At 60.9% G+C, this 22,363-nt stretch carries 22 protein-coding genes and 1 pseudogene; 8 read left to right on the forward strand and 15 right to left on the reverse strand.

The annotated features are described in order from the left end of the window. Window positions 1-176: pseudogene (locus E0F99_RS30430) on the forward strand (IS110 family transposase); the annotation flags it as partial. 37 nt (window positions 177-213) lie between these two features. Here the strand turns inward: E0F99_RS30430 and gcvP are convergent. The 8 genes from gcvP to arcD (E0F99_RS12650) form a co-directional block, all read right to left on the reverse strand. Continuing rightward, complete coding sequence (gene gcvP / locus E0F99_RS12615; protein WP_083357015.1) at window positions 214-3,051, reverse strand: aminomethyl-transferring glycine dehydrogenase; 2,838 nt, start codon at window positions 3,049-3,051, stop codon at window positions 214-216. A gap of 10 nt (window positions 3,052-3,061) precedes the next feature. Beyond that, window positions 3,062-3,445 carry a glycine cleavage system protein GcvH gene (gcvH, locus tag E0F99_RS12620; protein ID WP_083357016.1) on the reverse strand — a complete coding sequence of 128 codons (384 nt, stop codon included), beginning with the start codon at window positions 3,443-3,445 and terminating at the stop codon, window positions 3,062-3,064. A 350-nt stretch (window positions 3,446-3,795) separates the two neighbouring features. Further along, entirely contained in the window at window positions 3,796-5,304 is a 1,509-nt protein-coding gene (locus tag E0F99_RS12625; RefSeq protein WP_083357017.1) for a sigma-54-dependent transcriptional regulator, read from the reverse strand. Between the two features lie 108 nt (window positions 5,305-5,412). Continuing rightward, complete coding sequence (locus E0F99_RS12630) at window positions 5,413-5,775, reverse strand: DUF5064 family protein (protein WP_083357018.1); 363 nt, start codon at window positions 5,773-5,775, stop codon at window positions 5,413-5,415. Between the two features lie 18 nt (window positions 5,776-5,793). Further along, window positions 5,794-6,723 (reverse strand): carbamate kinase, encoded by a 930-nt coding sequence (arcC, locus tag E0F99_RS12635; RefSeq protein ID WP_083357019.1) that lies wholly within the window; start codon window positions 6,721-6,723, stop codon window positions 5,794-5,796. Between the two features lie 61 nt (window positions 6,724-6,784). Next, window positions 6,785-7,795, reverse strand: coding sequence for an ornithine carbamoyltransferase (locus E0F99_RS12640; RefSeq protein ID WP_083357020.1), 1,011 nt, complete (start codon window positions 7,793-7,795; stop codon window positions 6,785-6,787). Between the two features lie 69 nt (window positions 7,796-7,864). After that, window positions 7,865-9,121: an arginine deiminase gene (arcA, locus tag E0F99_RS12645; protein WP_083357021.1), complete on the reverse strand. Its 1,257-nt coding sequence runs from the start codon at window positions 9,119-9,121 to the stop codon at window positions 7,865-7,867. A gap of 40 nt (window positions 9,122-9,161) precedes the next feature. Then, window positions 9,162-10,589, reverse strand: coding sequence for an arginine-ornithine antiporter (arcD, locus tag E0F99_RS12650; protein ID WP_083357022.1), 1,428 nt, complete (start codon window positions 10,587-10,589; stop codon window positions 9,162-9,164). A gap of 442 nt (window positions 10,590-11,031) precedes the next feature. Between arcD (E0F99_RS12650) and arcD (E0F99_RS12655) the strand changes: the two genes are divergently transcribed. After that, window positions 11,032-12,459 carry an arginine-ornithine antiporter gene (arcD, locus tag E0F99_RS12655; RefSeq protein ID WP_083357023.1) on the forward strand — a complete coding sequence of 476 codons (1,428 nt, stop codon included), beginning with the start codon at window positions 11,032-11,034 and terminating at the stop codon, window positions 12,457-12,459. A 50-nt stretch (window positions 12,460-12,509) separates the two neighbouring features. Here the strand turns inward: arcD (E0F99_RS12655) and E0F99_RS12660 are convergent, their stop codons facing one another. The 7 genes from E0F99_RS12660 to E0F99_RS12690 form a co-directional block, all read right to left on the reverse strand. Beyond that, the gene (locus tag E0F99_RS12660) at window positions 12,510-13,859 is read right to left on the reverse strand and encodes a CoA transferase (RefSeq protein WP_130908784.1); all 1,350 of its coding nucleotides are present in this window, start codon (window positions 13,857-13,859) and stop codon (window positions 12,510-12,512) included. A gap of 40 nt (window positions 13,860-13,899) precedes the next feature. Next, window positions 13,900-15,243: a sensor histidine kinase gene (locus E0F99_RS12665; RefSeq protein WP_083357025.1), complete on the reverse strand. Its 1,344-nt coding sequence runs from the start codon at window positions 15,241-15,243 to the stop codon at window positions 13,900-13,902. 67 nt (window positions 15,244-15,310) lie between these two features. Further along, window positions 15,311-15,775, reverse strand: a complete 465-nt coding sequence (locus tag E0F99_RS12670) for an LTXXQ domain protein (RefSeq protein WP_083357026.1) — start codon at window positions 15,773-15,775, stop codon at window positions 15,311-15,313. Window positions 15,776-16,024: 249 nt separating this feature from the next. Next, complete coding sequence (locus E0F99_RS12675; RefSeq protein WP_083357027.1) at window positions 16,025-16,702, reverse strand: response regulator transcription factor; 678 nt, start codon at window positions 16,700-16,702, stop codon at window positions 16,025-16,027. Between the two features lie 7 nt (window positions 16,703-16,709). Next, window positions 16,710-17,117 carry an SH3 domain-containing protein gene (locus tag E0F99_RS12680; protein WP_083357028.1) on the reverse strand — a complete coding sequence of 136 codons (408 nt, stop codon included), beginning with the start codon at window positions 17,115-17,117 and terminating at the stop codon, window positions 16,710-16,712. A gap of 120 nt (window positions 17,118-17,237) precedes the next feature. Further along, on the reverse strand, window positions 17,238-17,537 hold the full coding sequence (locus E0F99_RS12685; protein ID WP_083357029.1) for a YciI family protein: 300 nt from the start codon (window positions 17,535-17,537) through the stop codon (window positions 17,238-17,240). A 1-nt stretch (window position 17,538) separates the two neighbouring features. Further along, complete coding sequence (locus E0F99_RS12690) at window positions 17,539-18,135, reverse strand: septation protein A (RefSeq protein ID WP_083357030.1); 597 nt, start codon at window positions 18,133-18,135, stop codon at window positions 17,539-17,541. An 87-nt stretch (window positions 18,136-18,222) separates the two neighbouring features. Between E0F99_RS12690 and E0F99_RS12695 the strand changes: the two genes are divergently transcribed. The 6 genes from E0F99_RS12695 to E0F99_RS12720 all read left to right on the forward strand — a co-directional run bounded on the left by E0F99_RS12695 (window position 18,223) and on the right by E0F99_RS12720 (window position 22,342). Beyond that, window positions 18,223-19,086 carry a PHP domain-containing protein gene (locus E0F99_RS12695; RefSeq protein ID WP_083357031.1) on the forward strand — a complete coding sequence of 288 codons (864 nt, stop codon included), beginning with the start codon at window positions 18,223-18,225 and terminating at the stop codon, window positions 19,084-19,086. 13 nt (window positions 19,087-19,099) lie between these two features. After that, window positions 19,100-19,729 (forward strand): L-threonylcarbamoyladenylate synthase, encoded by a 630-nt coding sequence (locus tag E0F99_RS12700; protein WP_130908787.1) that lies wholly within the window; start codon window positions 19,100-19,102, stop codon window positions 19,727-19,729. 120 nt (window positions 19,730-19,849) lie between these two features. Next, window positions 19,850-20,548 (forward strand): segregation and condensation protein A, encoded by a 699-nt coding sequence (locus E0F99_RS12705; RefSeq protein ID WP_173667140.1) that lies wholly within the window; start codon window positions 19,850-19,852, stop codon window positions 20,546-20,548. Window positions 20,549-20,560: 12 nt separating this feature from the next. Continuing rightward, window positions 20,561-21,511, forward strand: a complete 951-nt coding sequence (gene scpB, locus E0F99_RS12710; protein ID WP_083357034.1) for an SMC-Scp complex subunit ScpB — start codon at window positions 20,561-20,563, stop codon at window positions 21,509-21,511. Window positions 21,512-21,669: 158 nt separating this feature from the next. Further along, window positions 21,670-22,068: a hypothetical protein gene (locus E0F99_RS12715; protein WP_083357035.1), complete on the forward strand. Its 399-nt coding sequence runs from the start codon at window positions 21,670-21,672 to the stop codon at window positions 22,066-22,068. Between the two features lie 82 nt (window positions 22,069-22,150). Continuing rightward, window positions 22,151-22,342: a DUF1289 domain-containing protein gene (locus E0F99_RS12720; protein ID WP_083357036.1), complete on the forward strand. Its 192-nt coding sequence runs from the start codon at window positions 22,151-22,153 to the stop codon at window positions 22,340-22,342. Window positions 22,343-22,363 lie beyond the last annotated feature (21 nt).

Below are 22,363 nucleotides of genomic sequence, written 5' to 3' on the forward strand. Positions count from 1 at the left end.
GCATCAGGTCAAAAGCTTGGAAGCCGCTGTATGAAGGTTACCTGGCCAGGGGCCTGAAAACGACTCAGGCCCTGGTCATCATCGCCCGCAAGCTGGCACGTATTGCGTTTTCACTCATGAAAAATCAAAGCGAATACCAGTCAAAAGCGGTTTTGGAGGCTTCCCCTCAACCATAGAATCTCCCACATTTTTGACCGTGTTCCTCCAGTCAGATCAGGCGTAGCTCTCGATCGACGGGCACGCACACACCAAATTGCGATCGCCAAACACGTTGTCGACCCGGCCAACCGGCGGCCAGTACTTGCCTTCGATCAACGACGCAACCGGGTACACCGCTTGTTCACGGCTGTACGGGTGGCTCCATTCACCGACGATTTCAGCCGCCGTGTGCGGTGCGTTTTTCAGTGGGTTGTCGTCCTTGTCCAGCGTGCCGTTTTCCACCGCGCGGATCTCTTCGCGGATGGCAATCATCGCGTCACAGAAGCGGTCCAGTTCTTCCTTGGATTCGCTTTCGGTCGGCTCGATCATCAGCGTGCCCGCCACCGGGAACGACATGGTCGGCGCGTGGAAGCCAAAATCGATCAGGCGCTTGGCCACGTCATCAACGCTGATGCCGCTGCTGTCTTTCAAAGGGCGCAGGTCGAGGATGCATTCGTGCGCCACCAGGCCATTGCTGCCGGTGTAGAGCACTGGGTAATGCTCTTCGAGGCGACGGGAAATGTAGTTGGCATTCAGGATCGCCAGCTGGGACGCGCGCTTGAGGCCCGCGCCGCCCATCATGCTGATGTACATCCAGGTGATCGGCAGGATGCTCGCGCTGCCGAAGGGCGCCGCGCACACTGCGCCTTCCTTGCGCGCCATGGCCGCGTGGCCAGGCAGGAACGGCGTGAGGTGGGATTTAACCCCAATCGGGCCAACGCCCGGGCCGCCACCGCCGTGAGGGATGCAGAAGGTCTTGTGCAGGTTCAGGTGGGACACGTCGCCGCCGAACTTGCCCGGTGCGCACAGGCCAACCATGGCGTTCATGTTGGCGCCGTCGATGTACACCTGGCCGCCGTTGTCGTGAATGATGCCGCAGATTTCGCGGATGCCTTCTTCGAACACGCCGTGGGTGGACGGGTAGGTGATCATCAGCGCAGCGAGGTGCTCGCGGTGCTCGATGGCCTTGGCGCGCAGGTCTTCGATGTCGACGTTACCGCGTGCATCGCAGGCGGTGACCACCACGCGCATACCGGCCATGTTGGCAGTAGCCGGGTTGGTGCCGTGGGCCGACGATGGGATCAGGCAGATGTCGCGACGCTCCTCGCCACGGCTCTGGTGATAGGCGCGGATGGCGAGCAGGCCTGCGTATTCACCCTGGGAACCGGCGTTAGGTTGCAGCGAGATGGCGTCATAGCCGGTGGCCGCGCAGAGCATGGCTTCCAGCTCGGAAGTCAGCTGCAGGTAGCCGGCGCTTTGTGCGGCCGGGGCGAACGGGTGCAGGGCACCGAACTCGGCCCAGGTCACCGGGATCATTTCGCTGGCGGCGTTGAGCTTCATGGTGCACGAGCCCAGCGGGATCATGGTGCGGTCCAGCGCCAGGTCCTTGTCGGCCAGCTTGCGCAAGTAGCGCATCAGCTCGGTTTCGGAGTGGTAACGGTTGAACACCGGGTGGCTGAGGATCGGCGACTGGCGCAGCAGCGCGGCGGGCAGGGTGCTTTCGGTGTTGGTGAAAGCGGGCAGTGCCTTGCCGTCGGCGAAGATCGACCACAGGGCTTCGATGTCGGCTTGGCTGGTGGTTTCGTCGACCGACAGGCCCAGACGCTGCGCATCGACCACACGCAGGTTGATGCGCTGTGCGTGCGCCTTGTCGTGCAGGGCAGCGGTGTTGGCGCTCGTGTTGAGGGTCAGGGTGTCGAAGAAGTGTGCCTGCTCGACCTTCAAACCCAGGGCAGTCAGGCCCTTGGCCAGGATCGCGGTCAGCTGGTGAATGCGCTGGGCGATCTGGGTCAGGCCTTTGGGGCCGTGATACACGGCGTACATGCTGGCGATGTTGGCCAGCAGCACTTGGGCGGTGCAGATGTTACTGGTGGCCTTCTCGCGACGGATATGTTGCTCGCGGGTCTGCATGGCCAGGCGCAGGGCCGGCTTGCCGAAACGGTCGACCGACACACCGACCAGACGGCCCGGCATGTCGCGCTTGAACGCATCCTTGGTGGAGAAGTACGCCGCGTGCGGGCCACCAAAGCCCAGCGGCACGCCAAAGCGTTGCGCGCTGCCGATGGCCACGTCGGCGCCGAACTCACCCGGTGGGGTCAGCAGGGTCAGGGCCAGCAGGTCGGCGGCGACCGCGACCAAGGCATTGGCGGCGTGGAAGCGCTCGGTCAGCTCGCGGTAATCAAACACGTCACCGTTGCTGGCCGGGTATTGCAGCAGGGCGCCGAAGAACGCGCTGACGTCGGTCAGCTCACGCTCGTCGCCCACGACCACGTCGATACCCAGCGGCTCGGCACGGGTGCGCAGCACGTCGAGGGTTTGCGGGTGGCTGTGGATCGAGGCGAAGAACGCGTTGCTGCCCTTGTTCTTGCTCAGGCGCTTACAGAAGGTCATGGCTTCGGCAGCGGCGGTGGCTTCGTCGAGCAGCGAGGCGTTGGCAATCGGCAGGCCGGTGAGGTCGCTGATCAGGGTTTGGAAGTTCAGCAGCGCTTCCAGGCGGCCTTGGGAAATCTCTGGCTGATACGGCGTGTAAGCGGTGTACCAGGCCGGGTTTTCCAGCAGGTTGCGCAGGATCGGCGACGGCGTGTGGCAGTTGTAGTAACCCTGGCCGATGTAGGTCTTGAACAGTTGGTTCTGGCCGGCGATGGCCTTGATCTTGGCCAGGGCCTCGGCTTCGCTCAAGCCATCTTCCAGGCCGAGCACGCTGGTGCCCTTGATGCTTTCCGGGATCACGCTGGCGCTCAGGGCTTCCAGGGAGTCAAAGCCCAGGCTGGCCAGCATTTGCTGCTCGTCTTCCTGGCGCGGGCCGATGTGGCGGGCGATGAATTCGTTAGCGGTGCTGAGATGGATAGTCATGGCGCGCTCCTCAGGCTTCAGCGTTGGCTTTGATCAGGCGGTCGTACGCGTCCTGACCCAACAGCTTAGCCACTGCGTCGGCATCGGCGGGTTTAAAGCGGAAGAACCAACCTTCGCCCATCGGGTCTTCGTTGACCAGTTCCGGGCTGCCATCGAGTTTGTTATTGACTTCGAGGACTTCGCCGTCGAGCGGCATGTACACGCCGCTCGCGGCCTTGACTGATTCCACGGTGGAGGCTTCGGCGCCCTTGTCGTAGACCTGCAACTCCGGCAGTTGCACGAAAACCACATCACCCAGCGCGTTCTGCGCGAAAGCGGTGATACCCACGGTGACGCTGCCATCGGCTTCGGCGCGCAGCCATTCGTGATCTTCAGTGAAACGCAACTCGCTCATGGAAACTCCTCAGGGCCAGATTCGTCTGGTGGACAAGATTGGAATAATGAGGAGTTACTTAGCAATATCGCGGCCAATGTCATTAAGTTGTTTTAAATCAACAAGTTAATAAAATTGGTCAGGGCGTTAGGTGGTTTGGCTGTAGCGATTTCGCTACAGTCGGGCTTGTGAAAAAAAGCCTATGTGGATCAAAGCCTTGCATGGCGCGCAAAAAACAGGGTTGTAGCGATATCGTTACGCTGTAGCGCTTTCAGTACAGCCGATGTCGTTCTCAGACCCAATTTTGTGTGGAAGGCGATCACTGTGGGAGCAGGCGAGCCAGCGCCCACATTTGGACCGCGTTTATTCAGTCAGGGCTTGCTGGGAATGCCGTATTTGCGCAGGCGATGGGCGATGGCTGTGTGCGAGGTCTGCAAGCGGCTGGCCAGTTGGCGGGTCGAGGGGTAACTGGCGTAGAGCTTCTCCAGCAGGCTGCGCTCGAAGTCTTCCACCGCCTGTTCCAGGCTGTCGACTTCGCCGTCGCTCTGGCGCGCCACCGAGGTGCCGGCGATGTCCAGGTCGCCGATGTCCACCAAACTGCTTTCGCAAATAGCGGCGGCGCGGAAGATCACGTTCTGCAGTTGCCGAACGTTGCCCGGCCAGCGGTTGCCCAGCAGCGCCGGGTAGGTGCCGGGTGCCAGGCGGCACACCGGGCGCTGGATCTGCGCGCAGGCCTGCTGCATGAAATAGCGGGCCAGCAGCAGGATGTCCTGGCCGCGATCACGCAGCGGCGGTACTTCGACGTTGAGTACGTTGAGGCGGTAGAACAGGTCTTCACGAAACGTGCCTTCGCTGACCATCTTCTCCAGGTCGCGGTGGGTGGCGCTGAGAATGCGCACGTTAACCTTCACTTCGCGGTCGCCGCCCACGCGGCGGAAGCTGCCGTCATTCAGAAAGCGCAGCAGCTTGGCCTGCAAGTACGGCGACATTTCGCCAATCTCATCCAGGAACACCGTGCCTTGGTTGGCCAACTCCATCAGCCCCGGCTTGCCGCCGCGCTGAGCCCCGGTAAACGCGCCCGGGGCGTAACCGAACAGTTCACTTTCGGCGAGGTTCTCCGGCAACGCGGCGCAGTTCAAGGCCAAAAACGGCGCACTGTGGCGCGCGCTAATGGCGTGGCAGGCGCGCGCCACCAGCTCTTTGCCGGTGCCGGTTTCGCCCTGGATCAATAACGGTGCATCCAGTGCGGCGACGCGCTGCGCACGGGCCTTGAGGGTGCGAATCACCGGGGACTCGCCTAACAGCGCATCAAAGCCTTCGGCATGGTCGTGGTGCAGCGCCGACAGCTGTTCGCCGATGCGGTTGGGTTGGTACAGCGTGAGCAGGGCGCCGGCGTCGGTGATCGGCGTGGCGTCCAGTAAAAAGGTTTGGCCGTTGACGCTGATCTCGCGCAGGGGCAGGCGAAAGCCTTGCTCCAGCAAGGTGTCGAGCAGCGCCGGGTCATTGAACAGCGCGCTGATGCTTTCCCCGGCCGGTTCGCGGCCGTACAGGGCGATCAGCGCCGGATTGGCCAGCAGGATCTTGCCAGCGCTGTCCAGGGCCAGCACCGGGTCGGTCATCGCCGCGAGCAGGGCGTCGAGCTGCAAGTGGCGGCGCTGGCCGGGAAGGATGTCCACCACGGTGACCGCCTGTACGCCGTGCACGCTGAACAGCGCGTCGCGCAGTTCTTCGAGCACCTCGGCGCTCAGCGTCGGCGCGTCGATGTAGACGTTGGGCGGCACCATCTCCACCGCATCCAGGTTGAGATTGCGCCCACCGAGCAAGGCCAGGACTTCCTGGGTAATGCCGACGCGGTCGATAAAGCTGACGTGGATACGCATGGGGCGGCTGACAATTCTGGGGAGCTTGAGGCGGCAAGTATGCCTGACAGGTGATAGAGATCAAAAATGTGGGAGGGGCGGCGGCGCCCCTCCCACCTTTGAACCCCGTTATTCCAAGTGTTCGGGTTTGACCGGATCTCCCGGTTTCACATCCAACTGATGCCGCACATCCTCAAACATCAAGTCATAGTGCTTGTGCATCTGCCCGTTAAGCGTCGCAACCTTGGGCATCCCATACTTTTGCGCGAGGTTCATCGCATGCCGGGCGAAATCAAATGCCTGGTCCTTGGGCAGAAAGAATTCCTCCTTGAGGTCCTTGCCTTGCACCGATCCGTGCAGTTTGAAGAGCATTCCCTTGCCTTCCTTTGGATCCTGGCTGACCTCGTAGTCGATGCACAGGTTGTAGCTGTAGTCATCCTTGTTGAGCGCGTGACGTTCGACGTGTAAGTGACCGGGTTCAAAGGTGGCCATAGGCGTTTCTCCTCTACTTCACAGGTAGGTGATGCCAGGTGTTGCCGTGCTGATGCGCGTGCCGGCGCTGCCCTGGACGATGGCTTCGATGTCCGAGAGTGAACCGATAACGGCCGTTTTGCCAGTCTGGCGGGCGAACTCGCAGGCGGCTTGCACCTTGGGGCCCATGGAACCGGCGGCGAAGCCGAGGTTTTCCATTTCGTCCGGGTGGGCTTGGCCGATGGCCTTCTGGGTCGGCTTGCCGAAGTCGATAAAGGCGGCGTTAACGTCGGTGGCGATCACCAGCAAATCGGCGTCCAGTTGCGTGGCCAGCAAGGATGAACACAGGTCTTTGTCGATCACCGCCTCGATGCCGCGCAGTTTGCCGTCGTCGCCATACATCGTTGGAATCCCGCCACCACCGGCGCAGATCACGATGGCGCTTTTTTCCAGCAGCCACTTGATCGGGCGGATTTCAAAAATGCGTTTGGGGCGAGGGCTGGCAACCACGCGGCGATACTTATCGCCATCCGGGGCGATTGCCCAGCCTTTTTCGGCGGCGAGTTTTTCCGCTTCGGCTTTGGAGTAGACCGGGCCGATGGGTTTGGTTGGGTTCTTGAAGGCTGGGTCGTTAGCGTCCACTTCAACCTGGGTCAGCAAGGTCGCTAACGGCACTTCGACGTCCAGCAGGTTGCCCAGTTCCTGTTCGATGATGTAACCGATCATGCCTTCGGTCTCGGCGCCCAGCACGTCCAGCGGGTAGGGTGAAACGCTGGTGTAGGCCGCCGCCTGCAGCGACAGCAGGCCGACTTGCGGGCCGTTGCCGTGGGCAATCACCAGCTCGTTGCCGGGGTGGATCTTGGCAATCTGTTCGGTGGCGATTCGGATGTTGGTGCGTTGGTTGTCCGCGGTCATGGGTTCACCACGGCGGAGCAGGGCGTTACCGCCCAGTGCAACGACGATACGCATAAAGAATGTCCTTCTAGAATGATCGTTCCCACGCTCTGCGTGGGAACGATCAGTGTGTGAGTTAGATATCCGCGAGCGCCGACACCAAAATCGCCTTGATGGTGTGCATGCGGTTTTCCGCCTGCTCAAAGGCAATGTTGGCCGGCGACTCGAACACGTCTTCGGTCACTTCCACACCATTGGCCAGGTTCGGATAACGCGCGGCGATGTCCTTGCCGACCTTGGTTTCGCTGTTATGGAACGCCGGCAGGCAGTGCATGAACTTCACGCGTGGGTTGCCCGAGGCTTTCATCATTTTGGCGTTGACCTGGTACGGCAGCAGTTGCTCGATTCGTTCGTCCCACGCTTCCACCGGCTCGCCCATCGATACCCAGATGTCGGTGTGGATGAAGTCCACGCCTTTCACCGCTTCTTTCGGGTCTTCGGTGATGGTGATGCGCGCGCCGCTCTCGATGGCAAACGCCTGGCACTGCTTGATGAAATCTTCATGCGGCCACAGGGCTTTTGGCGCGCCGATGCGCACGTCCATGCCCAGCTTGGCGCCGATCATCAGCAGTGAGTTGCCCATGTTGTAACGCGCGTCGCCCAGGTAGGCGTAGCTGATGTCGTGCAGCGGCTTGTCGCTGTGCTCGCGCATGGTCAGGGTGTCGGCGATCATTTGGGTTGGGTGGAATTCGGCGGTGAGGCCGTTGAACACCGGCACGCCAGCGAACTTGGCCAGTTCTTCGACAATTTCCTGCTCAAAGCCTCGGTACTCGATGGCGTCGAACATGCGGCCCAAGACGCGGGCAGTGTCCTTCATGCTTTCTTTGTGGCCGATCTGCGACGACACCGGGTCGATGTAGGTGACGTGGGCGCCTTGGTCATGGGCCGCCACTTCGAACGCGCAACGGGTGCGGGTCGAGGTTTTTTCGAAGATCAGCGCGATGTTTTTGCCCTGCAGGTGCGCACGCTCGGTGCCGGTGTATTTGGCGCGCTTGAGGTCGCGGGACAGGTCCAGCAGGTAGTTCAGCTCGCGCGTGGTGTGGTGCATCAGCGAGAGCAGGCTGCGGTTGCGCATGTTAAAAGCCATGGTGGATCTCCTTCTGTTTAGGTTATCCCCTTGGCCGGCGCCTTGTGAGCGGCGGCCAAGGCCTGAAAGTTAGTAGTCGATTGGGTCGCGGATGATCGGGCAGGTCATGCAGTGGCCGCCGCCACGGCCACGGCCGAGTTCCCCGGCGCTGATGGTGATGACTTCCACGCCGGCCTTGCGCAGCAAGGTGTTGGTGTAAGTGTTGCGGTCGTAACCGATCACCACACCAGGCTCCAGGGCGACCACGTTGTTGCCGTCGTCCCACTGCTCGCGTTCGGCGGCGAAGCTGTTGCCGCCGGTCTCGACCACGCGCAGGGCCTTGAGGTTGAGTGCTGCGGCCACGGTGTCGAGGAAGTTGGTTTTCTCCCGTTGGATATCGATGCCGTGTGGCTTGCTTTCATCAGGGCGCAGGGTGAACGGGATGATCTGGTTGACCACTTCGGGGAAGATGGTGACCAGGTCGCGGTCGCAGAAGCTGAACACGGTATCCAAGTGCATCGCCGCGCGGGATTTGGGCAGGCCGGCGACGATCACGCGTTCCACGGCTTTGTTTTTGAACAGGTTGCGCGCCAGTTGGCCAATCGCTTGGTGGGAAGAGCGTTCACCCATGCCGATCAGTACCACACCGTTGCCAATCGGCATGACGTCGCCGCCTTCCAGCGTGGCGGCACCGTGTTCCTGGTCGGGGTCGCCGTACCAGATCTGGAAGTCCGCGTTGGTGAACTCAGGGTGGAACTTATAGATGGCCGAGGCCAGCAGGGTTTCCTGACGTCGCGCTGGCCAGTACATCGGGTTGAGTGTCACGCCGCCGTAGATCCAGCAGGTGGTGTCACGGGTGAACTGGGTGTTGGGCAGCGGCGGCAGAATGAAACTTGAGTGGCCGAGGAAGTCGCGGAACATCTCGATGGTTTTGCCACCGAAGCTGCTCGGCAGGTCATCGGCCGAGACGCCACCAATCAGGAACTCGCTGATTTTGCGCGGCTCCAGGCTGCGCAGCCAGGAGCTGACTTCATCGACCAGGCCCAGGCCCACCGTATTCGCGGTGATCTTGCGTTCCAGGATCCAGTCCAGTGCTTCGGGGATGGCGACGATATCGGTCAGCAGGTTGTGCATTTCCAGCACATCAATGTCCCGCTCGCGCATCTTGGTGACGAAGTCGAAATGGTCGCGCTTGGCTTGGGCCACCCACAGCACGTCATCGAACAGCAGTTCATCGCAGTTGTTGGGGGTCAGCCGCTGGTGGGCCAAACCTGGGGAGCACACCATGACTTTGCGCAGTTTGCCGGCTTCGGAATGTACGCCGTACTTCACTTTTTCCGTGGTCATTACAGATCCTCCAGTGAACAAAGCTTTCTTTAGATAAGAGCTACAGAGCCAAGAAGCCGTCGTAGAGGCCATAAGCAGCCACCAGGGCGCCAATGACGACGGCGGCGAAAATCAGCTTCTCGATGTTGGTGAAAATCGGTTTGCCCAGTTCATGCTTGGCCTTGGCGAACAGGATCACGCCGGGGGCATAGAGCAGGGCGGAGAGCAGCAGGTATTTGGTGCCGCCGGCGTAGAGCAACCAGACCGCATAGATCAACGCGATGGCGCCGACGACCAGGTCTTTCTTGCGTTCGCGCAGGGCGTTTTCGTAGGTTTCACCGCGCACCGCCAGCAGCAGGGCGTAGGCCGCCGACCACAGGTACGGCACCAGGATCATCGAAGTGGCGAGGTAGATCAGCGACAGGTAAGTACTGGCGGAGAACAGCGTAATCACCAGGAAGATCTGCACCATCGCGTTGGTCAGCCACAGGGCGTTGGCCGGCACATGGTTGGCGTTCTCGCGGCGCAAAAACTCCGGCATGGTGTGGTCTTTGGCAGCGGCGAACATGATCTCCGCACACAGCAACACCCACGACAGCAGTGCGCCGAGCAGCGAGATGATCAAGCCGACGCTGATCAACACCGCGCCCCAGTGGCCGACCACATGCTCAAGCACGGCCGCCATCGACGGGTTCTGCAGCTTGGCCAGTTCCGGCTGGGTCATGATCCCCAGGGACAATACGTTCACCAGCATCAGGAACAGCAGCACGGTGATAAAGCCGATCACGGTGGCCTTGCCGACGTCGGAGCGTTTTTCCGCACGGGAGGAGAAGATGCTTGCGCCTTCGATGCCGATGAACACCCACACGGTGACCAGCATCATGTTGCGCACCTGGTTCATCACACTGCCCAGGTCCGGGTTTTTCACGCCCCAGATGTCAGCGGTGAAGATATCCAGCTTGAACGCGAACAGCGCGATCAACACGAACAGCACCAGCGGCACGATCTTGGCGACGGTGGTCACCAGGTTGATGAACGCGGCTTCCTTGATCCCGCGCAGCACCAGAAAATGCACGGCCCACAGCAACACCGAGGCGCCAATCACGGCTGCTGGCGTGTTGCCTTCGCCAAAGATCGGAAAGAAGTAACCGAGGGTGCTGAACAGCAACACGAAGTAACCGACGTTGCCCAACCAGGCGCTGATCCAGTAGCCCCAGGCGGACGAGAAACCCATGTAGTCGCCGAAGCCGGCCTTGGCGTAGGCGTACACGCCGCCGTCGAGGTCAGGTTTGCGGTTGGCCAGGGTCTGGAACACGAAGGCGAGGGTCAGCATGCCGATGGCGGTAATCACCCAACCGATCAACACCGCACCCACGTCGGCGCTGGCGGCCATGTTTTGCGGCAGTGAGAAGATTCCGCCGCCAATCATTGAGCCCACGACCAGTGCAACCAGTGCGCCTAATCGAAGTTTTCCGGGAGATTCAGACATTGCATGACTCCAATGCAGGAGAAGAGAGACCACAGAGTAATTCCGTGCGCTGTTCGAACAGCTGACTTAGATCAGGTCCTTGGCACATTCCATTGTGAATGAATGACTTAGGGGGGGTGTTTGGGCAATACTATTCCCCGCAAAGGCTCGTTCCAGAGCGCTTCTGCGTTGTAGTTGTTATTTGGTCCAAGGCGGGGACTGTTGAAACTAGCCCTTTTTGCTGAATGTGCAAACTATTTCGGGACGGGTTGCCAAATAGCGAGAAACTGGCAAAGTGCCTGCCTTGTTTAACATCTAAATAAATTTAAACGTCATAAATCGTCATGCCATTACGTTATGCGCTTGACGGTTTTATCGCTGTCTTTAATAAACGCTGCACTCACTGAATTAATTAGTTGAGTGCACGGTTGTTAGCTCAATTTTTATTTATTCAGGAGTTTCCATGTCTCAATCGGCCCAAAAGCTCAAACTCAGCGCGTTGATCGCGCTGGTGGTGGGGTCGATGATTGGCGGCGGGATTTTCTCTTTGCCGCAGAACATGGCCGCGCGAGCCGAAGTGGGCGCCGTGTTGATCGGCTGGGCGATCACCGCCGTGGGCATGCTGACCCTGGCGTTCGTGTTCCAGACCCTGGCCAACCGCAAGCCCGAACTGGATTCCGGGGTGTATGCCTACGCCAAGGCCGGTTTCGGCGATTACATGGGCTTCTCGTCCGCCTGGGGTTATTGGATCAGCGCGTGGTTGGGCAACGTCGGTTACTTCGTGTTGCTGTTCAGCACCCTCGGCTATTTTTTCCCGGTATTCGGCCAGGGCAATACGCCGATCGCCATCGGCAGCGCGTCGCTGTTGTTGTGGGTTGTGCATTTCCTGGTGATGCGTGGGATCAAGGAAGCGGTGTTGATCAACCAGATCACTACCGTGGCGAAGATCGTGCCGCTGCTGATGTTTATCGTGATCGCCGCCGTGGCGTTCAAGGCCGATATCTTCACCCGCGATATCTGGGGCTTGGGTAACCCGCAAGTTGGCAGCGTGGTCGACCAGGTGCGCAACATGATGCTGGTCACCGTGTTTGTGTTCATCGGCATCGAGGGCGCCAGCGTGTATTCGGCGCGGGCCGAGAAACGCTCGGATGTCGGTCGGGCCACGGTCACCGGGTTTCTCGGGGTGCTGGCGCTGCTGGTGCTGGTGAATGTGTTGTCACTTGGGATCATGAGCCAGCCGGAACTGGCGCAATTGCAAAACCCGTCCCTGGCGGGTGTGCTGGAGCATATCGTCGGGCCGTGGGGCGCGATGGCGATCAGCATTGGCCTGGCGGTGTCCTTGCTCGGCGCCTTGCTGTCATGGGCGCTGCTCTGTGCGGAGATCCTCTACGCCACTGCCCAGGACAACACCATGCCGGCTTTTCTGAAAAAGGAAAACGCCAACCAGGTGCCGGTCAACGCGCTGTGGCTGACCAATGGGATGATCCAGATATTTCTGGTGATCACGTTGTTTTCCCACAGCACCTACACCACGCTGATCTACCTGGCCTCGTCGATGATTCTGGTGCCGTACCTGTGGTCGGCAGCGTATGCGGTGCTACTCAGCGGGCGCGGCGAAACCTACGCAGGTGCCAATCGCCAGCGCATGAAAGATCTACTGGTTGGCCTGATCGCACTGATGTATGCGCTGTGGCTGCTCTACGCCGGCGGTTTGAAGTACCTGCTACTCTCCGCGCTGCTGTATGCGCCCGGTGTAATCCTGTTTGCCCTGGCCAAACGCGAGCAGGGCCAGCCCTTGTTTACCCACGTGGAAAGAGGCATTTTCAGCTGCGTGATCGCGGGCGCGGGGCTGGCGGCGTATGGGCTGTATAGCGGGGTATTGTCGTTGTGAGACTGGCGTATCAGCCGCCTTATGACTGGGCGGCGATAGCGATCTTCAGGTCACCACTGAGCCCGATGCGAGCCCAATTCCCCCGCCGGCAAATCCCACTGCAGCGGCGTACCGCTGATGCTCACCGGCGCCAGCAGGCGATGGGCCTGGCCCCAGGCCGTCTGCTCCACCACCAAGCCCTGATCGCCCGGCTCCTCGGCCCGCAACGCTGGCTGCTCCGGCACTTGCCCCGCCTCCACTAACAACTTCGCCGTACGCGCCAACGATAACCGCGCTGACCCGCCGCGCCCGGTTTTCAAGCGTTCGCTCAATGCCTGAAGCGCGCTGGCCGCCATCAGATACCCGGTGGCGTGATCCAGCGCCTGAAGTGGCAGCGGCACCGGTTTATCCGACTGCTTCCAGGCCATGCCCGCGTCAGCTATCCCGCTGCTCATCTGCACCAGGCTGTCAAAGCCGCGGCGGTTACGCCACGGGCCGCTCCAGCCGTAAGCGTTGAGGCTCACGTCGATCAGGCCTGGGGCGAGGGTTTGCAGCTCGCGGGCGGTGTAGCCCAGTTGTTCAAGGGCGTCGGCGCGGTAGCCGTGGAACAGAATGTCGGCGTCCTTGAGCAGGCTTTCAAACACCTGTCGGCCCTCGGGGCTTTTCAGGTCGAGGCGTGCGCAGCGTTTGCCCAAGGTCATCTCCGGCACTACGCCGGGTTCGTTCCAGGTTGGCGAGTCGATGCGCAGCACATTGGCGCCGAGCCCGGCGAGAAAACGGCTGGCCACGGGACCGGCCAATACGCGCGTCAGGTCCAGCACCTTGATGCCGGCCAGTGGGCGCGCCACCGAGCCGAGCCAGGTTTTTTCGGTGGTGGTGTCGAAGGTCTCGCGCTGCACCAACGCCTCAGCGTTCACCGCCAGCCCTTGGGGATGGGTTTGCCAGGCTCGCCACGAGCGCATCTGCGCCGCGCAGCCATCGGCATCGACAATCGCCTGCTCCAGTGCGGCGGCATTCCAGGCTGCGACTTTGCTGGCCATGTCGGCGCGGTCATCGACCTTGCCCAGTACCCGTTCGGCGGCGGCACGGTGGTGTGGCGCATTGGTGTGCAAGCGAATCCAGCCATCGGCGCAGGCGTAGTCGCCGGCTACCGGGTCCCACAGCGGCGGCGTTTGCCAGCCTACCGGGCGCAGCGAGGAGGAGAACCAGAGCGAGGCCAGGCGCCGGTCCACGCTGACGCTAGGCAAGCGCCCGGTCTGTTGCTGGATCAGTTGAGCGACGGCCGGGCCGGCGGCGCCGAGGCTGACACTGGCCAGTTCGGTCACGGCAAAGGTCGAGGGCAGGGCGCCAGCTTCGGTAATGGTCAGCGCGGTGTGCGGTAGATCGAGTGCGGCTTGGATGGGAGTCAGCAGGTCAGTCATCAAAGGCCCTCCGTAAGAGAAGGGCCACTATAGAAGATCCTCACACCGGTGTGACAACTCCCGGCGCCAGCGGCAGGTCGATGCTGGCGATAAAACCGCCCTCTGCGTGGTTCGCCAGGATCAGGCTGCCGCCATGACGTTCGGCTGCGCGCCGCGCGATGGCCAGGCCCAGGCCGTGGCCCTGGGCGGTCTGACCGGGCGCGCGGTAGAAAGGCTCGCTCAACTGGCTGAGGTGTTCTGCCTCAACACCGGGGCCATGGTCACGCACACTGATGATGATGTGTTCGCCGTGGAGGTGGGCGTGCAACTCGATAGGCTGGTCCTTGGGGTTGAAGCGCTGGGCGTTGCGTAGGAGGTTATCCACCGCCCGCTCGATCATGGTCGGCCAGCCCTTGAGTTGCAGCTCGTTGTCGGCGGTCAGTTGCACCCTCTGATCGGGCGCGCCGAGCTGGGCGTCTTTGTGCAGGGTTTTGAGCAGCAGGTTGAGGTCGACTTCTTCGGCACTGGCGTTGTCGGCATCGACGCGGGCCAACACCAGGATTTCGCTGATCAAGGCTTCCAGGCGATCACATTCGCGGGTCAGGCGTGGCCAGAGTTTCTCGCGTTCTTCCGGGCTGGCGCGTTCGGCCAAGGCCAGGGCGATGCGCAAGCGGGCCAGGGGCGAGCGCAGTTCGTGGGAAACGTCGCGCAGCAACTGGCGCTGGCTGCCGATCAGGCTTTGCAGGCGCGCGCCCATGCGGTTGAAGTCGGTGGCCAGCACGCCGAATTCATCGCGCCGGTTGGCCAATTGCGCGAGGCTGTTCTGCTGGTAAGTGGTCTGCCCGAGGTCATGCACCGCGCCGCGCAGGCGGCTGAGCGGGCGGGTGATGGACAGCGTCACCAGCAGGCTGAACAGGGTCAGCACCACCAAGGCAATTGCCAACGCGCTCAGCGGCCAGAGCAGGCTGCTGCGGTGCCAGGCGTCCAGTTCAGGGTGCGGGATACGGTAGATCAGCAGGTAGGTATCGCCGGTTTTTTCACTGGTGTACTCGGCGGTCAGGCGGCGCCAGGGCAGATGGCCGTCCTTGCTGTCATTTTGTCGGGCTTCGAACGCGGCAGCACGCCGTGGGAAGGTGCCGCGCACCACCGGCTCGCCAGTTTCATTCAACACTTGCACGTCGATGTGGTACTGGCGTTTGCGTTGTTGCAGCAAATCCTGGGCGGCGTCCTCGCCCTGGGCTTCGTAGAGTTGCGTCCACTCTTGCGCCAGGTTGTTGAGGCCGGGGTGACGGCTGAGAATCCAGGCGTCCTGGTTGAGCATATGCCCAAGCAGGATCGACAACCCGGCAACCAAAGCGATGGCCAGCCAGAAACTGGCCAGGATGCGCCAGAACAATGAACGCACAGGAAACCCTCAAGCAAGAAAAGCCCAGCGGCGCGAGCCACTGGGCTGGGGGGGTAAAGCTAGAGCATTATTGCGCTTTTTGCGGCTGCTGGGCTTTCCAGGCTTGGAATTCCTTCCACTCGGCGCGGCGCTCGGCTTGTTTTTTGACGATCTCGTCGAATTTCTTCTGTTGATCGGGTTTCAGCACGGCACGGATGTCGGCCTGGGTTTTCTGTTTGCCGGCGGCGATCTCATCCTGCATGGCTTTCTGGTCAGCGGCTGGGAGTTTGTCCAGGTACTTTTTGACCAGGTCTTTGCGAGCGTGCCATTGATCGCCCATCAGTTTGCCGATCTGCTGGCGCTGTTCCTTACTCAGGTCAAGCTGGCTGAAGGGGCCGCCTTTGCCCCGCGGACCGTGTTCACCGCCGTGGCCCGGGCCACCCATCATGTGGCCTTCAGGGCCGCCCATCGGGCCTGGGCCTTCTGGCATGGCGGCCATGGCAACGGTTGGCAGGGCAGCGGCGAACATCAGAGCGATAAGGGTCTTGCGCATGGTGATTCTCCTGTCTCTATTCCGGTGAGTCCGGATGTGAGTAGATTACGGAGATCAAGGTCAGCGGCGGTCAGGTGTGGGTAAAGCTTGGGTAAAGAGGGTTTTGGTGGGGGCTGACAAAACCATCGAGCCGCAGGCGATTAATTGTGGGAGCTGACTTGCCTGCGATGCGGACACCTCGGTTTTTTCAGTGGCACCCAGTTGATGCCATCGCAGGCAAGCCAGCTCCACAGGGGAGCGGTGTTACGTTCAGAGGCTGTAGTAGTAACCGCGACTACGCAACGCCACGATCCGTGGCCGGCCATCCGGGTGCGGGCCGATTTTCTTGCGCAGGTTGCTGACGTGCATGTCCAGGCTGCGATCGTAAAGGGTCAGCTTGCGGCCCAGGGCGATCTGCGCCAGTTCCTGCTTGTCCAGCGGCTCGCCGGGCTGGCGCAGCAAGGCTTCGAGCAGGCGGCTTTCGGAGACGGTGAGGGCGAATTCCTGTTCATCGATGGTGACCACACCGCGCACTGGGCTAAAGCACAGGTCGCCCAGTTCCAGCTGGGTCGACACGGCGGTCGGGTGGCTGCGGCGCAGTACGGCGCGCAGGCGAGCAGTCAGTTCGCGTGGATCACAGGGCTTGGCCAGGTAGTCGTCGGCACCCAGTTCCAAACCGAGAATGCGATCCAGTGGCTCGCCACGCGCCGAGAGCATCAGCACCGGCAACTCCGGGTGATCGTTGCGCAATTGCTTGAGCAACTCCAGGCCACTGCCGTCGGGCAGCATCACGTCGAGTACCACCGCCGCAGGGGCGCTGTCGGCCAAGGCTTTGCGCGCGCTCAAGCCGTCGTGGCAGGCACGCACCAGAAAACCTTCCTGGCTCAGCCAACTGGTCAGCAGCTCACAGAGCTCCTGGTCATCATCTATCAGTAACAGCTCGCTCATGACTCACTCAATTTAGCCATTGTCGACGGCGACGGTGCCCACCGCTGGCGAAGATCCCGCACAGCAAAGCGATCAGTGCGACGGCGCCACCGGTGACAAACCATTGCTGTTGCTCGGTCAGCCAGCGAGTCAAGGCGCCGCCCTGTGTTTCTTTGAGTTGCTGGGCCAGGCGTTGGTTCTCCTGGCGCAAGCGACTCAGTTGGGTGCTTTCGCTGGCAGCGTCTGCGGATTGCAGTTGCTTGCTCAGTTCTTCACGCAGCCGTTCGCTTTCTTTCAAACGTTGCTGCAACTCGGTGATCTGGCTGCCGACACTCAAAGACAGAGGCGTGGAACTGCCGGTGTTCGAGGTTTCTTCAGCGTGGGCCGTAGCCCCGATCATTAACACTGCCAACAGACACAACTGACGTAAGCGCATCGGAACTCCTGATTCCACACGAATATTCAGAACGTTGTCGGCAGGTTACCGGGAATAATGAGCAATTAGGAGCGCGCCGGACGCAATTGGTTCGGCGCGACTTCACTCCATACCGCTCGCTTAAGGCAGGACTTGCTTGAACGGCTTGATCAGCACATCAGCGTAGACGCCCGCCGCCACATACGGGTCGGCTTTGGCCCAGGCCTGGGCATCGGCCAGTGAGGCGAACTCGGCGACGATCAGGCTGCCGGTGAAACCGGCATCGCCCGGGTCATTGCTGTCCACGGCCGGGTGCGGGCCGGCGAGTACCATGCGGCCTTCGGCTTGCAGCACTTTCAGGCGCTCGAGGTGTGCCGGGCGAACGCTCAGGCGTTTTTCCAGCGAGTTGGCAACGTCGGTAGCAATGATGGCGTAGAGCATGTCAGTCCTCGGTTTTCGGCGTGGTAGGGGCGGTGTCATGCAGGTGGCGCGACAGGTAAATACCTTGGCCGATCAGGAACAATACGGTCATGCCTAGGCTACCGAAGACCTTGAAGTCCACCCAGTAGGCCTGGAAGGTAAAGGCGACGAACAGGTTGGCGGCGCCGCAGAACAGGAAAAATACGATCCAGGCCACGTTCAAGCGCGTCCAGATCGGCTCCGGCAGGGTCAGCGCGTGGCCCATGATCCGCTTGATCAGCAGGCGATCACCGATGAAGTGGCTGCCGATGAAGACCAGGGCGAACAGCCAGTTCACCACGGGGGCTTTCCATTTAAGGAAGGTTTCGCTGTGGAAGGTCAGGGTCAGGCCGCCGAATACCAGGCAGGCAACCAGAGTCAGCCACTGGCTTTTTTCCAATTTGCGCTGGGAGATGAAGATGGAGCCGTAGACCACGATAGAGCTGATGATCAGCACGGCGGTAGCGCTGTAGATGCCCCCGAATGTCAGCTCGTGACCGGCAATATCGGTGACCCTGGGGTCGAGTTTGGTAACGATGAAAAACAGCAACAGCGGGATGAAGTCGATGAATTGTTTCACAGTAAGAGCCAGAAGCTGGATGTGGCGGCATAATAACAAACATCCTTGGTAGCGAAAGCGCCAGCTGACTTGAGGTTACACACTTCCGTGAATGTTGATTTGCACTGCCACAGTACGGCCTCCGACGGCGCCCTGGCGCCTGCGGTACTGGTTGCGCGTGCGTTTGAAAAAGGCGTGCGAGTCCTGTCGTTGACCGACCACGACACCCTCGAAGGCCTCGATGAAGCCCGCGAAGCGGCCCATGCTCTGGGTATGCAGCTGGTCAACGGTGTGGAATTGTCCTGCACCTGGGGCGGCGCCACCATTCATGTGCTCGGTTACGGCTTTGATCAAAACGCGGCGCCGTTGGTCGCGGCCATCGCCCAATTGCACGATGGCCGCTGGCTGCGGTCCGAAGAAATAAGCCGCAAACTCAGCCTTAAAGGCATGCCCAATGCCCTCGATGGCGCTCGCGCCATCCAGCAGGAATTGGGTGACAGCGGCAACGCCCCCGCCCGGCCGCACTTTGCCGATTGGATGGTGCGTGAAGGTTTTGTTAAGGACCGCGCCGAAGCCTTTCGCAAATGGCTGGGCGCCGGCAAGTTGGGTGACGTCAAGCAACATTGGCCGACCCTGGAAGACACCGTCGGCACCCTGCGCGCCGCTGGGGCCTGGGTCAGCCTGGCGCACCCCTGGCATTACGATTTCACCCGCAGCAAGCGCCGCAAACTGATTGCCGACTATATTGGAGCGGGCGGCCACGCAATTGAAGTGGTCAACGGGCACCAACCCGCCGAACAGGTGGGCAGCCTGGCGATTCTTGCGCGCGAATTTGGTCTGCTGGTCAGCGCCGGCAGTGATTTTCATGGCCCAGGCGGCTGGTCCGAGATTGGCGAGTATCGCCAGGTCCCGGAAGACCTGCCGCTTTTGTGGGGGCGATTCAAACATGACCCCATTATTGCCACCGTCTGAACAGGTAGAACACGTGAGTCAATTCTTCCAGATTCATCCGGAAAACCCTCAAGCGCGCCTGATTAAACAGGCCGTGGAGATCATTCGCGCCGGTGGCGTGGTGATCTACCCAACTGATTCGTCCTACGCCATTGGTTGCCAGATCGGTGACAAGAGTGCGGTTGAACGGGTCAGACGCCTGCGTGAGTTGGACAAGAACCACAACTTCGCGCTGATCTGCAGCGACTTGTCCCAGCTTGGGCTATTCGCGAAGGTCGATACTGGCACCTTCCGCCTGCTCAAGGCCCACACGCCGGGGCCCTACACCTTTATTCTCAACGCCACACGCGAAGTGCCACGCCTGTTGCTGCACCCGAAAAAACGCACCATTGGCCTGCGCGTGCCGGAGCACCCGATTGCCCTGGCGTTGCTGGCGGAGCTGGGTGAGCCGTTGATGAGTGTGTCGTTGATCCTGCCCGGTGAAACCGAGCCGCTGTATGACCCCTATGAAATGCGCCGGCTGCTCGAAAAGCACGTCGACCTGATCATCGACGGCGGCTACGGCGGCAACAAGGCCTCCACGGTGATCAACTTGGCCGACGGCGAGCCGCAAGTGGTGCGCGTGGGCTGCGGCGACCCGACGCCGTTTAGGGTCGAGGCCTGAATGTCGGTCGTGGAAACCGTCGACAGCCAGGCCGGCGCCCAGCAGGAACTGCCCTTTGCCATGGTCTATGGCCAGGCAGTCCTGGAAATGCCGCTGGATTTGTACATCCCGCCGGACGCTCTGGAGGTGTTCCTTGAAGCCTTCGAAGGCCCGCTGGACTTGCTGCTGTACCTGATCCGCAAGCAGAACATCAACATCCTCGATATCCCGGTGGCGGAAATTACCCGCCAATACATGGGTTATGTCGAGTTGATGCAGACGGTGCGCCTGGAGCTGGCGGCCGAGTACCTGGTGATGGCTGCCATGCTTGCCGAGATCAAGTCGCGCATGCTGTTGCCGCGCTCGGAGACCATTGAGGCCGAAGAAGACGACCCCCGCGCCGAACTGATCCGCCGCCTGCAAGAGTACGAGCGCTTCAAGGCGGCTGCCGAAGGCATCGACGGCTTGAGCCGCGTTGGCCGTGATGTGGTGGTGCCCAAGCTCGACGCCCCGGAAGCCCGGGCGCGCAAGTTGTTGCCGGACGTGAGCCTGGAAGAACTGCTGATGTCCATGGCCGAAGTCCTGCGCCGTGGCGATATGTTTGAAAGCCATCAGGTCAGCCGCGAGGCCCTGTCGACCCGCGAGCGCATGAGTGATGTGCTTGAGCGCCTCAAGGGCGGCGGTTTTGTACCCTTTGTCGAGCTGTTCACCAAAGAAGAAGGGCGTCTGGGGGTGGTGGTGACCTTTATGGCGGTGCTTGAACTGGTCAAGGAATCCTTGGTCGAGCTGGTCCAGAATGAGCCTTTTGCGGCTATCCACGTGCGGGCGCGAGCCGAATAAAGAGCTGAATCGATGAATTTGACTGAACCCCGCGAACTGGCGCCGCTGCTGGAAGCCTTTCTCCTGGCCTCGGGTAAGCCGCAATCCCTGGAGCGCCTGTTCGAACTCTTTGAAGAGGCCGAGCGCCCTGAGCCACCTGTGTTCAAGAAGGCCCTGGAGATCCTGCGCAAGTCCTGCGACGGCCGTGCGTTTGAGCTGCGCGAAGTGGCGTCGGGTTATCGCTTGCAGATTCGTGAGAAGTTTTCCCCATGGGTCGGCCGCTTGTGGGAAGAGCGCCCGCAGCGTTACTCCCGTGCGATGCTTGAGACCATGGCGTTGATCGCCTATCGCCAGCCGATCACGCGGGGCGAAATCGAGGATGTGCGCGGCGTAGCGGTCAACAGTCATATCGTCAAGACGCTGCTGGAACGCGAGTGGATCCGCATCGTCGGCTACCGTGACGTGCCCGGCAAACCGGCGATGTTTGCCACCACCAAAGTGTTCCTCGACCATTTCAACCTGAAAAACCTCGATGACCTGCCGCCGTTGGCCGAACTGCGCGAGATGGAAGCCGAGCCAGTTCTGGACTTTGACGACGCGCCGGTCCCGGCCAGCCTTCAGGAATTGGCCGACGCCACGGCCGAGCCGGAAGAGCCGAAGGACGAAACCAGCTTCCACACCTTGTTGCTGGAATTGGACGACATGGAACAGGGGATCAAGACCGACTTCGACGACTTGCTGCGTGATGGTGCGGCTGAGCCGGAAACTCAGGTGGATGTTGAAAGCAGGCCTGAGGTCGGTATTGAAGCCGAAGCCGAAGCCGAAATTGAGCCCGATGAAGACATCCTCGGTGTGGCCGAAGCTCGCGAAAAACTCCTGGCCGCCGTCGCCGCCTTGAGCCAACCCCAATTGAGTGACGAAGAGGCCGAAGCACAAGCCTTGGCCGAAGCCATCGAAAACGAGCGCCGTTCGTTTGAGCCCTGATCTATCGGTGAGGCAGGGCCGCAAGCGGCGCTGTACCTGTTAGTTCTGACAGTTGTTGTGCGGCGTCGCGCGGCGTTTACTCGCCGAACGCCATTACGCCTGTGCCGTTTCATTCGTGGTGGTTGTAATCCCCTCTCTTTTGATATGGATGACCCATCATGAAAAACACTCGCAAGCACTTCACGGCCTCGCTGGGCGCAATGGTTTTAATCGGTTCGGCTGTTTTCTCCTCGGCTTATGCGGCGACAGTGACTCGTAACCCGCTCAGTGGTGATGTCCGCGTCACTATCATCGCGGGCACTGACGCCACTGGTGCTATTGGCCTGAGTACCGGGCCTACGGGCGTAGAACGTCCCGTCTACTATCGCCTTGATTCTTCTGACGCACTGTGGATCGGCGCATCCAATACACTACCTCAGGGCTGCAAGCCCATTGAATTCAAGGATGACGACGGCACTGCGATTCCGATCTTGGTTAAGTTGAAGTGCAATGCAGAAGACTGGCAAGGCAAGCTGTCCAAGACGGGTAAGGTATTCACCGTCAAGCGCCTTCCTTGATACAAGCCTCACGGCCGACCTTGGGCGCCTGCATTTTTGATCGGCCCCAGGTTGCGCGCGGGGCCGAACTCAGAGGATTGCCATGAGCTCCACCAAAGACCCCTGCATCAGCATCTGTAAATTCACCGACGACATCTGCGTCGGCTGTGGCCGCAGCAAGCGCGAAATCCGCGCCTGGAAAAAACTCGACAAAGTCGACAAACGCACGGTACTGGCCGAAGCCGAGCTACGCCTGCTGGCCCTGGGCGCCACCGGTCGGCGGAAAAGCAAATGACTTGAGCCTTATCGACTAGTC

The sequence above is a fragment of the Pseudomonas antarctica genome (assembly GCF_900624995.1).
Lineage (GTDB): Bacteria > Pseudomonadota > Gammaproteobacteria > Pseudomonadales > Pseudomonadaceae > Aquipseudomonas > Aquipseudomonas antarctica.